The following is a 255-nucleotide window of genomic DNA, read 5'->3' on the forward strand; positions in this document are numbered from 1 at the left end:
CGAGTGAGGCGATGACCGAACGTGCATCTCGGCTCTGGAGGGCGTCGTTGGTAGCGGCGGCCGTGAGGGTTCCAAGCGCAGGGACGACGACCACGTCGAACTCTCCGGACTCCGACAGCGGGTGGTCTACCGACAGGGTCATCGATGCCGTCGTGGTCACTCGCCGTTTCGGTCCGAGGATGGCGAGTTCGATCGGGTCGATCCGCGGGTCGACATCGCCGCGGGCTCCGTCGGCCACCCGCACGATGTCGATGA

Annotated in this window: 1 pseudogene; it reads right to left on the reverse strand. The window is 66.7% G+C overall.

What is annotated here, in order from left to right:
* Window positions 1–253, reverse strand: a pseudogene (locus MTX35_RS25545) (AraC family transcriptional regulator); the annotation flags it as partial.
* Between the last annotated feature and the right edge of the window lie 2 nt (window positions 254–255).

This window comes from Rhodococcus sp. ARC_M12, from assembly GCF_022810385.1.
Classification (GTDB): domain Bacteria; phylum Actinomycetota; class Actinomycetes; order Mycobacteriales; family Mycobacteriaceae; genus Rhodococcoides; species Rhodococcoides navarretei.